General features: G+C 66.3%; 8 protein-coding genes. 6 read left to right on the top strand and 2 right to left on the bottom strand.

Features of this window, described 5'->3' with window-relative positions; all coding sequences use genetic code 11:
- Positions 1-128 precede the first annotated feature (128 nt).
- From EDC34_RS12085 to EDC34_RS12070, 4 genes are all read left to right on the top strand, one after another.
- On the top strand, positions 129-728 hold the full coding sequence (locus EDC34_RS12085; protein ID WP_114961129.1) for a GNAT family N-acetyltransferase: 600 nt from the start codon (positions 129-131) through the stop codon (positions 726-728).
- A gap of 147 nt (positions 729-875) precedes the next feature.
- Entirely contained in the window at positions 876-4,454 is a 3,579-nt protein-coding gene (gene mfd, locus EDC34_RS12080; protein WP_114961128.1) for a transcription-repair coupling factor, read from the top strand.
- A gap of 125 nt (positions 4,455-4,579) precedes the next feature.
- Positions 4,580-5,266 (top strand): deoxyribonuclease V, encoded by a 687-nt coding sequence (gene nfi, locus EDC34_RS12075; RefSeq protein ID WP_114961127.1) that lies wholly within the window; start codon positions 4,580-4,582, stop codon positions 5,264-5,266.
- Positions 5,267-5,323: 57 nt separating this feature from the next.
- Positions 5,324-5,773: a hypothetical protein gene (locus EDC34_RS12070; protein WP_132982903.1), complete on the top strand. Its 450-nt coding sequence runs from the start codon at positions 5,324-5,326 to the stop codon at positions 5,771-5,773.
- 4 nt (positions 5,774-5,777) lie between these two features.
- Here EDC34_RS12070 and EDC34_RS12065 read toward each other — a convergent pair whose 3' ends face one another.
- Entirely contained in the window at positions 5,778-6,788 is a 1,011-nt protein-coding gene (locus EDC34_RS12065) for an integron integrase (RefSeq protein ID WP_114961134.1), read from the bottom strand.
- Between the two features lie 66 nt (positions 6,789-6,854).
- Between EDC34_RS12065 and EDC34_RS12060 the strand changes: the two genes are divergently transcribed.
- Positions 6,855-7,367, top strand: a complete 513-nt coding sequence (locus EDC34_RS12060; protein ID WP_132982902.1) for a hypothetical protein — start codon at positions 6,855-6,857, stop codon at positions 7,365-7,367.
- A gap of 789 nt (positions 7,368-8,156) precedes the next feature.
- On the opposite strand, the gene EDC34_RS12055 is transcribed toward EDC34_RS12060, so the two are convergent.
- Entirely contained in the window at positions 8,157-8,528 is a 372-nt protein-coding gene (locus EDC34_RS12055) for a hypothetical protein (RefSeq protein WP_132982901.1), read from the bottom strand.
- A gap of 129 nt (positions 8,529-8,657) precedes the next feature.
- Here EDC34_RS12055 and EDC34_RS12050 point away from each other — a divergent pair, with 129 nt between their 5' ends.
- Positions 8,658-9,326, top strand: coding sequence for an HNH endonuclease (locus EDC34_RS12050; protein ID WP_037412807.1), 669 nt, complete (start codon positions 8,658-8,660; stop codon positions 9,324-9,326).
- Positions 9,327-9,492: the final 166 nt, after the last annotated feature.

Below are 9,492 nucleotides of genomic sequence, written 5' to 3'. Positions count from 1 at the left end.
CGGCCAGCTTGTAGTGCCTTGTCCCCTCGCACGAAGGGCATCGCTTCATGACCAAATCCTCGTTGATCTGGTCCGGTTTGGCTAGGAATTACCCATTTTTTTAACCCCCTGCACGCGATGATGCCGCCATGGCCCGCCGCAACCGCATGCCCCCCTGGCACGAACATGTCCGCCTCGCCAACGGACGCGACCTGCTGATCCGCCCGATCCGGCCGGAGGATGCCGGCCCGATGCAGGCTGCCTTCACCCTGCTGGAGCCGGATGAGATCCGCCAGCGCTTCCTGCACCCGATGAAAGAGCTGAGCCGCCAACAGGCCGAGCAGCTCACCCGGCCCGACCCGCGCCGCGACTTCGCGCTGGTGGCCGCCGAACCACTGCCGCCGGGCGAAGCGCTGGTGGGCGCGGTGGCGCGGATTTCGATCCACGACGACGGCAGGGAAGCGGAGTTCGCGATCCTGGTCAGCCATTACATCAACGGCATGGGCCTGGGCCGCCACCTGATGCGGCGGCTGGTGCGCTGGGCCAAGGGCCGCAAGGTGCAGCGCGTGTACGGCCACGTGCTGGAAAGCAACCTGCCGATGCAGGCGCTGGCCGCCTCGCTGGGCTTCCGCCGCGAAGCCACCCCGGAAGCGGGGCTGGTGCGGGTGGTGCTGGACCTGCCGCCACCCAAGCCCAAGGCCGCGTCACTGCCGTCACTGCCGTCGGAAACGGACGGCGCCAAGACCTGACCGCCGCAAGCCACACGCGCCGGCAACGGCGCAGCCGATACAATCGGCCGCACAACCCGCCCCATCCCGAAGCGCTGGCGCACCGCGTCCGGCGCGTTCGTTTTTTCGACCGCGTTTTTCGACAGCGCCCTGAAAACCCCGTCCCGCATGGCCGATTCCCCCCTGTCCGTCCCGGTTCCCCTGCCCCGCCCCGGCCAGCTGCGCGCGTGGTGGCGCGCGCCGGCCAACGGCACCGCGCTGGCCGTCGCCGCGCTTGCAGCCGCGCGCCAGCACCCCGGTCCGCTGCTGCTGGTGGCGCGCGACAACCACGCCGCGCACCAGCTGGAAGCGGACCTGCGCACCCTGGCCGGCGGTGATCCGGCGCTGCCGGTGCTGGGCTTCCCGGACTGGGAAACCCTGCCCTACGACCGCTTCAGCCCGCATCCGGACATCACCAGCCAGCGCCTGGCCACGCTGGCACAGCTGCCATCGCTGGCGCGCGGCATAGTGGTCGTGCCGGCCGCGACCCTGATGCAGCGGCTGGCCCCGCGCAGCCACGTGCTGGGCGGACGCTTCGACGTGCGCGTGGGCCAGCGCCTGGACCTGGGCGCCGAGCAGCGCCGGCTGGAAGCGGCCGGCTACCGCCACGTGCCGCAGGTGTTCGACCCCGGCGATTTCGCGGTGCGCGGCGGCCTGCTGGACGTGTACCCGATGGGCGCGGAGGCGCCGTTCCGGGTGGAGCTGCTGGATGACGAGATCGACAGCATCCGCACCTTCGACCCCGAGAGCCAGCGCTCGCTGGACCGCTGCGAGGCGATCACGCTACTGCCCGGGCGCGAGGTGCCGATGGACGAGGCCCACGTGCAGCGCGCGCTGGAGGGCCTGCGCGAGCAGCTCGACATCGATACGCGGCGCAGCGCGCTGGTGCAGGACCTGAAGGCCGGGCTGACCCCGGCCGGCATCGAGTACTACCTGCCGCTGTTCTTCGCCCCCCAGCGCGAGACCGGCCTCAGCACCGAGACCCTGTTCGACTACCTGCCGGCGGACGCGCTGCCCCTGCTGTGCGAGGGTGCGCTGGAGGCGGCCGAGCAGGCGTGGGGGCAGATCGGCCAGCGCTACGAGCAGCTACGCCACGATCTGGAACGCCCGCTGCTGCCGCCCGCCGCACTGTGGCAGCCGCCGGAGGCGCTGCGCGAGCGCCTGAACCGCGGCCCGCGCATCGAGGTCTGCGGCCACGCGCACCCGCGCCACGGCGAGGCCCACGCGCTGCCGCTGCAACCCGCGCCGAGCCTGCCGCTGGCCGCGCGCGACCAGGCGCCGGGCGAGGCACTGCGCACCTTCCTGGCGCAGTACCCGGGGCGGGTGCTGGTCGCGGCGGATTCGCCCGGCCGGCGCGAGGCGCTGCTGGACGTGCTGCAGGCGGCGGGGTTGCGGCCGGTGGTGGTCGAAGGCTGGGCCGCATTTGCGTTTCCAGCCCCGCCCGGGGGAAGAGAGCACGCAGCACCGGATGCAGGTTCGGTCGCAGGCCGAACCCTCGCCCCAACCCCTCTCCCGGAGGAAGAGGGGCCTGCATTCGCGATCGCGGTGGCCGCGCTGGACGATGGCTTCGCGCTGGACGCCCCGGCGCTGTGCGTGCTCACCGAGCGCCAGTTGTTCCCCGAGCGCGCCAGCCAGCCGCGCCGGCGCAAGCGCGCCGGGCGCGAGCCGGAGGCGGTGATCCGCGACCTCGGCGAGCTGACCGAGGGCGCGCCGATCGTGCACGAAGACCACGGCGTCGGCCGCTACCGCGGGCTGGTGGCGATGGACGTGGGCGGCCTGCCCGGCGAGTTCCTCGAGATCGAATACGCCAAGGGCGACCGCCTGTACGTGCCGGTGGCGCAGCTGGACCGCATCAGCCGCTATTCCGGCGCCAACCCGGACACCGCGCCGCTGCACAACCTCGGCGGCGAGCAATGGGCGAAGGCGAAGAAGAAGGCGGCCGAGAAGGTCCGTGACGTGGCCGCCGAGCTGCTGGAGATCCAGGCCAAGCGGCACGCGCGCCAGGGCCTGGCGATCGACGTGGACCGCGCACTGTACGAGCCGTTCGCGGCCAGCTTCCCGTTCGAGGAGACCCCCGACCAGCACGCCGCGATCGAGGCGGTGCTGCGCGACCTGCAATCCAGCCTGCCGATGGACCGCGTGGTCTGCGGCGACGTCGGCTTCGGCAAGACCGAGGTGGCGGTGCGCGCCGCGTTCGCCGCCGCCAGCAGCGGCAAGCAGGTGGCGGTGCTGGTGCCCACCACCCTGCTGGCCGAGCAGCACTACCGCAACTTCCGCGACCGCTTCGCCGACTGGCCGCTGCGGGTGGAGGTGCTCTCGCGCTTCAAGTCGAAGAAGGAGATCGAGGCGGAGCTGGGCAAGCTGGCCGAGGGCAAGCTCGACGTGATCGTGGGCACCCACCGCCTGCTGCAGCCGGACGTGAAGTTCGCCGACCTCGGCCTGGTGATCGTGGACGAGGAGCAGCGCTTCGGCGTGCGCCAGAAGGAGGCGCTGAAGAAGCTGCGCGCCAACGTGCACCTGCTCACGCTGACGGCGACCCCGATCCCGCGCACGCTGAACATGGCGATGAGCGGGCTGCGCGACCTCTCCATCATCGCCACCCCGCCGTCCAACCGGCTGGCGGTGCAGACCTTCGTGCACGCCTGGGACGAGGCGCTGCTGCGCGAGGCGTTCGCGCGCGAGCTCTCGCGCGGCGGCCAGGTGTACTTCCTGCACAACGACGTGGAGAGCATCGGGCGCATGCACGACCAACTGCAGGCGCTGGTGCCGGAGGCGCGCATCGGCATCGCCCACGGCCAGATGCCGGAGCGCGAGCTGGAACGGGTGATGCTGGAGTTCCACAAGCAGCGCTTCAACGTGCTGCTGTGCACCACCATCATCGAATCCGGCATCGACATCCCCAACGCCAACACCATCATCATCCACCGCGCCGACAAGTTCGGCCTGGCCCAGCTGCACCAGCTGCGCGGACGCGTGGGCCGCAGCCACCACCGCGCCTACGCCTACCTCTTGATCCCCGACCGCCGCAGCATCACCGAGGATGCGCGCAAGCGGCTGGACGCGATCAGCGCGATGGACGAACTCGGCGCCGGCTTCACCCTGGCCACCCACGACCTGGAAATCCGCGGCGCCGGCGAACTGTTGGGCGAGGGCCAGAGCGGGCAGATGGCCGAAGTCGGCTTCAGCCTGTACACCGAACTGCTGGAGCGCGCGGTGCGCAGCATCAAGCAGGGTAAGCTGCCGGACGTGGACGACGTGGACCGCCACGGCGCCGACGTGGACCTGCACCTGCCCGCGCTGATCCCGGACGACTATCTGCCCGATCCGCACACCCGCCTGACCCTGTACAAGCGCATCAGCGCCGCGCGCGACGAGGCCGCGCTGCGCGAGCTGCAGGTGGAGATGATCGACCGCTTCGGCCTGCTGCCCGACCCCGCCCGGCACCTGTTCGCGGTGGCCGAGCTGAAACTGGCCGCGACCCGGCTGGGCATCCGCAAGCTCGACCTCGGCGCCAGCGGCGGCCGCCTGCAGTTCGTCGAGAAACCCAACGTCGATCCGATGGCGGTGATCCGCCTGATCCAGGGCCAGCCGAAGCACTACCGCATGGACGGCCCGGACAAGCTGCGCATCAGCCTCGACCTGCCGGAGCCTGCGGCCCGCCTGCAGGCCGCACGCGGCCTGCTGACCGCGCTGCATCCGGGCCTGTAGCCGTTCGTGGTGAGCCCACCCCCGTTCGTGGTGAGCCCACCCCCGTTCGTGGTGAGCCTGTCGAACCACGGACAGGGCGCGGAATCCGCGCCCCTCCGCCATGACCCCGCGCCTACAATCCGCGCATGAACTCCCCCGTACCCGACTGGACCGGTGACACCGGCGCGCTGCGCGCGGAGCAGGAGGCGCTGGCGCGCCAGGTGCGGCTGCGCGACGACTTCCGCAAGCCGCTGCGCACCGTGGCCGGGTTCGACGTCGGCTTCGAGGACGACGGCGCCACCACCCGCGCCGCCGCGGTGCTGCTGGATGCCGACAGCCTCGCCGTGCTCGACCAGCAGGTGGCGCGCCTGCCCACCCGCATGCCCTACGTGCCGGGCCTGCTCAGCTTCCGCGAGCTGCCGGCGCTGCTGGCCGCCCTCGCCCTGCTGCCTACCGCGCCGGACCTCGCCCTGGTCGACGGCCAGGGCATCGCGCATCCGCGCCGGCTGGGCGTGGCCGCGCATTTCGGCGTCATCAGCGGCCTGCCCAGCATCGGCGTGGCTAAGTCGGTGCTGGTGGGCGCGCCGCGCATGGCCCTGCACGACATGCGCGGCGCGTTCACCCCGCTGCGCGACGATCGCGAACAGATCGGCTGGCTGCTGCGCAGCAAACCCGGCTGCCTGCCGCTGGTGGTCTCGCCCGGGCACCGGGTGGCGATGCCCTCGGCCCCGGAACTGGTGATGCGCTTCACCACCCGCTACCGCCTGCCCGAGCCCACCCGGCTGGCCGACCGCCTGGCCTCGCGCCGCGACCCGGGTGCCGGCGACGATTGACGCCGGGCGTGCTATACCCGTCCCCAGTCCTTCCCGTCGCCCCCCCAGGAAGCCGCCATGCGCCCGCTTTCGCTCCTGCTTCCGCTGGCCCTGCTGGCCGGCTGTGCCGCCACCCCGGCCGCCTCCTCCCACCCCGAGACGCCCATGCCTCCGCCGACCACGCCGACAACGCCCGCCCCCCCGCCGCCCCCGGCCGCGCGCACCCTCGTCCTTGGCGTCGGCGAAGCGGCCACGCTGGACGACGGCAGCAGCCTCACCTACCTGCGCCTGGTCAACGACTCGCGCTGCCCGCCCGGCGTGCAGTGCATCTGGGCCGGCGATGCGGAGATCGCGCTGCGCTGGCAGCCCACGCGCGGCGCCGCGCAAGAGGCCAGCCTGCACACCAACCCGCTGCCGGACCGCGGGGCGAACGCGGCCACCTTCGGCCCGTGGCAGGTCCGCCTGGAGGCGCTGGAACGCGGGGTCGCGCCCAATGCCACCCTGCACGTCGCCCCGGCCGGCAACTGAGGAATCACACACCATCCAGCGGGCTGCGTACCCCATGCGCGCCGCGGTTGAGCACGTGGGTGTAGATCTGGGTGGTGGTGACATCCTTGTGGCCCAACAACTCCTGCACGGTGCGGATGTCGTAACCCGCTTCCAGCAGATGCGTGGCAAACGAGTGCCGCAGGGTGTGCGGGCTGACCGGCTTGGCCAGCCCCGCCGCCTCCGCCGCCGCACGCACCGCGCGCTGGAGCACCTTTTCGTCCAGATGATGGCGCCGCTCGGTGCCATCGCGCGGGTCCACGCTGCGGCGCGAAGCCGGGAACAGATACTGCCAGGCGAGTTCGCGCGCGGCATTCGGATACTTGCGCGCCAGCGCATGCGGCAGCCACACCGCGCCGAACCCGTCGGCCAGATCGCGCGCATGCAGCACCCGCACATCCTCGCGCTGGCGCCGAAGGGGCTCGCTCAGGGCCGACGGCAGCATCGTGCGGCGGTCCTTGCCGCCCTTGCCGTCGCGCACGGTGATTTCGTGGCGCTCGAAATCCACATCCTTCACCCGCAAGCGCAGGCATTCCATCAGCCGCAGGCCACTGCCGTATAGCAGGCTCGCCATCAGCCACTCGCGCCCGGACAGGCGCTGCAACAGCCGCGCCACCTCGCCGCGTGAGAGCACCACCGGCACCCGCTGCGGCCGCTTGGCACGCACGATGTTCTCCATCCATGGCAAATCCATTGCCAGCACCTCGCGGTACAGAAACAGCAGCGCCGACAGCGCCTGGTTCTGGGTGCTGGCCGCCACCTTGTCCTGCGTGGCCAACCGCGACAGAAACGCTTCGACCACCGCCCCGTTCAATGTCCGCGGGTGGCGCTTGCCATTGGCCAGGATGAACCGGCGAATCCAGTACAGATACGCCTGTTCCGTGCGCAAACTGTAATGTTTCAAGCGCAATCGCGCGCGAATTTCGTCGAACAGACGCGGCGGCGAACCCGCCCCACCTGCGCCTTTACTCAGGGTCTCTTCGCCGTGATATGTCATCGCAGGGTCTGCCGTGTGCCGAACACCCTCAATGATCCAGCCGCAGCCGCCGCTCACCATCGGCAAATGCAGCAGTTTTGGGTAGGAATCCAGCTTGACAGCCCCCTCAGGCACTGGGACGATCCGCTCTACACCCCATATTGGGGTCTACTCGTAGTTAGGCATTCAGTCAAGAGAATCGGCCTCGTGAATAATCAACGATGGAAGAGCGACAAGGCAGCAACTATATTTGCCGTCATATTTATAGCAATTCCCATTATTTTCGCAGCTATAGGATTCATCGCGATTATTGTCAGCACTTTCAAGCACGTTCACCCAATAAGCTCGAAAAGAATATTTAGTATAATATTGGAATCCCTTAGATTCGTGACCATAATCGCTACCGCGATTGGGGCAATTTCCGTACTGCATTACCTTGCAGATAAATATCTCCGAGAAATCTACCGTAGACTATTGGCGTATTTAGGTATTCTTCTTGCTGCAATTCTTGGATTAATGATAATATTCGGAGCACTGCGCAGTTTCACAAGGGGTGCTGATGAGTGCACAGCCAATGAGGCGCGCTTTGGAATTTGCTAGGATGAACGATTGATGCCTAACAATTCATTCAAGCCGACGCCACTTCGTGGCGCGGCTTAATTCAGGTGTTAGGGCGCTGCAAAAGCTGCTTCCGCAGCTGCGCCGTGCGAAGCGCCGGTGCAACTCGCCCGCCGGTTCTTCCGCTGGGTTTCTGGCGGTCGGCGCCGGCTTCGCCAACCGGTTCGTGCCGGCCTCGGTATCGGGGTGCGCCCGTGGCTTCTCGCGGCAGCAGACCCTCCAACACTCTCGCCCGTTGCAGCGTTTCCTTGCGGCCGCATCGGGTTGCGCGCAGGCGGCTCGGCTCTCGGACGGTACAGGCAACTGCGTGTGGCCTCCTTGCGTGCGCTCGCGCGCCCCGCTGGCGTCGTTTTCTGCTACCTTGCGCCCTAACTGTTCGTCCAAGCCGACGCCGCTTCGCGGCGCGGCTTAACTCAAGCGTTAGGGCGCAGACATGAACTCTCAAGCGTCTCAAGCAGATCCCAAGCCATATTCGGCAGTCATTGCTCTACTTGTGGCCACAGCATTAGGCGCTGGCACTGGATGGCTTATGGCGACACTGGCTCCAGCCAACAAATTTTCGTGGCTTGGTCTAGCTCTTATCCCGCTTTGGTTCCTACTCGAGATCGTCTTTGAGTTGGCCGCAGCAGCACTAGGATCGCCCAGCAAGATTTCTCGCATTTTAGCTATCACCGGCTTAGTTAGTGGCTTCTATGTTGTCTGGTTCTTGGTCAAGGGCCTTGCGCCCTAACAATTCATTCAAGCCGACGCCGCTTCGCGGCGCGGCTTAATTCAGGTGTTAGCGGGCAAGTCGGCGTCGGTGACTTTCAACTGCCGGGGCTTGCCTGATATCGTGTAGTAGTGGCTCACATCAACATGCTTTGCAGCCCAGGCATCCAGCAGGTTCTGCAACTCCATTTGTGCATCGCGGGGAACCGAAAATGGATTGTCCCAAGCCTCGCCAATCAGTTCGTAGCCTCGCTCGTTCGCGTCTTCCAGTATCTGCGCGGCGTTCAAAGCCTGCTGCGGTTCCATGGGCAAAAAGTCTGCCTCCCAATAAATCGTCCCAACAACAAGGCGCCCTTCACTGTCCAGTGCGTCAAAAACATCGCCGGGAGTTTCGTGGCAGTAGTTTTCGTCGTCTGTGCTGTAGTAAGTTTTCATCATCGTCTCCAGCGGGCTTGCCCGCTAACAATTCATTCAAGCCGACGCCGCTTCGCGGCGCGGCTTAACTCAGGTGTTATGTTCTTCCGGGGTTGAAGCGTGAGAGGTAACGTCATCTCCTACATTGAGATGTGCCAGAAAGAGGGCACGAGCCTACAACGTGGCATGAATTTCCGTCTTAAAGGGCATCACTCGGTCATCCTCATGTCTGTTCGCCCCAACTCTCCATATCGCGACGAAGTGCAGGAAGACGGAGCAGTGCTCATCTACGAGGGGCATGATGAGCCGAAACGCAAAGGCGTGTCAGACCCAAAGTCTCTCGACCAACCAGAACGGACGCCTGGTGGCACTCTTACCGAGAACGGCAAATTCCATCAAGCTGCACAACAGTTCAAAGCAGGCAAAAAAGGCCCTGATATTGTTCAGGTGTACGAAAAGATCAAAGCCGGCATTTGGACAGATAACGGCTTCTTTCATCTTGTGGATTCTTGGATCGAAAACGATGGCATCAGGAATGTTTTCAAATTCAAACTTGTTGCCGTTGAAAACGTGTCTGACGAATCAGCATCGGAAGAATGCGCCAATCGCCTTGTTGAGCGAAGTCGCATTATTCCAACCAGCGTAAAGCTGGAGGTGTGGGCCCGCGATGGCGGCAAGTGTGTTACCTGTGGCGCAACCGATGAACTGCACTTCGATCATATCGTTCCCTTTTCGAAGGGTGGCACATCGCTGAAAGCCGAGAACATTCAGCTACTCTGTGCTCGCCACAATCTAAGCAAAAGCGCGAAGATCCAATGAGAAATGAACATAACAAATCGTTCCAGCGGACCGTCAAAAAGCTGCGCTTTTTGACGCCCGCTGAACTCCAACGTTAGGCCGCGCATGGAAATCATCGATGCTTGAGCAAATAAGATCCCGCTACGTCGAGCAATTGAAATCGACGCTGTCATCGCTCTCATCCGAA

Origin of the sequence: Thermomonas haemolytica (assembly GCF_004346265.1) — a bacterium.
GTDB lineage: Bacteria > Pseudomonadota > Gammaproteobacteria > Xanthomonadales > Xanthomonadaceae > Thermomonas > Thermomonas haemolytica.
Note: the sequence above shows the minus strand (reverse complement) of the source record. Positions and strands in the feature narration are given on the sequence as shown.

Coding starts and splice junctions, on each gene's coding strand:
- mfd (WP_114961128.1), top strand. CDS start 876: ATGGCCGATTCCCCCCTGTCCGTCCCGGTTCCCCTGCCCCGCCCCGGC.
- EDC34_RS12060 (WP_132982902.1), top strand. CDS start 6,855: ATGCAGCAGTTTTGGGTAGGAATCCAGCTTGACAGCCCCCTCAGGCAC.
- EDC34_RS12055 (WP_132982901.1), bottom strand. CDS start 8,528: ATGAAAACTTACTACAGCACAGACGACGAAAACTACTGCCACGAAACT.
- EDC34_RS12070 (WP_132982903.1), top strand. CDS start 5,324: ATGCGCCCGCTTTCGCTCCTGCTTCCGCTGGCCCTGCTGGCCGGCTGT.
- EDC34_RS12050 (WP_037412807.1), top strand. CDS start 8,658: ATGTGCCAGAAAGAGGGCACGAGCCTACAACGTGGCATGAATTTCCGT.
- EDC34_RS12085 (WP_114961129.1), top strand. CDS start 129: ATGGCCCGCCGCAACCGCATGCCCCCCTGGCACGAACATGTCCGCCTC.
- EDC34_RS12065 (WP_114961134.1), bottom strand. CDS start 6,788: ATGACATATCACGGCGAAGAGACCCTGAGTAAAGGCGCAGGTGGGGCG.
- nfi (WP_114961127.1), top strand. CDS start 4,580: ATGAACTCCCCCGTACCCGACTGGACCGGTGACACCGGCGCGCTGCGC.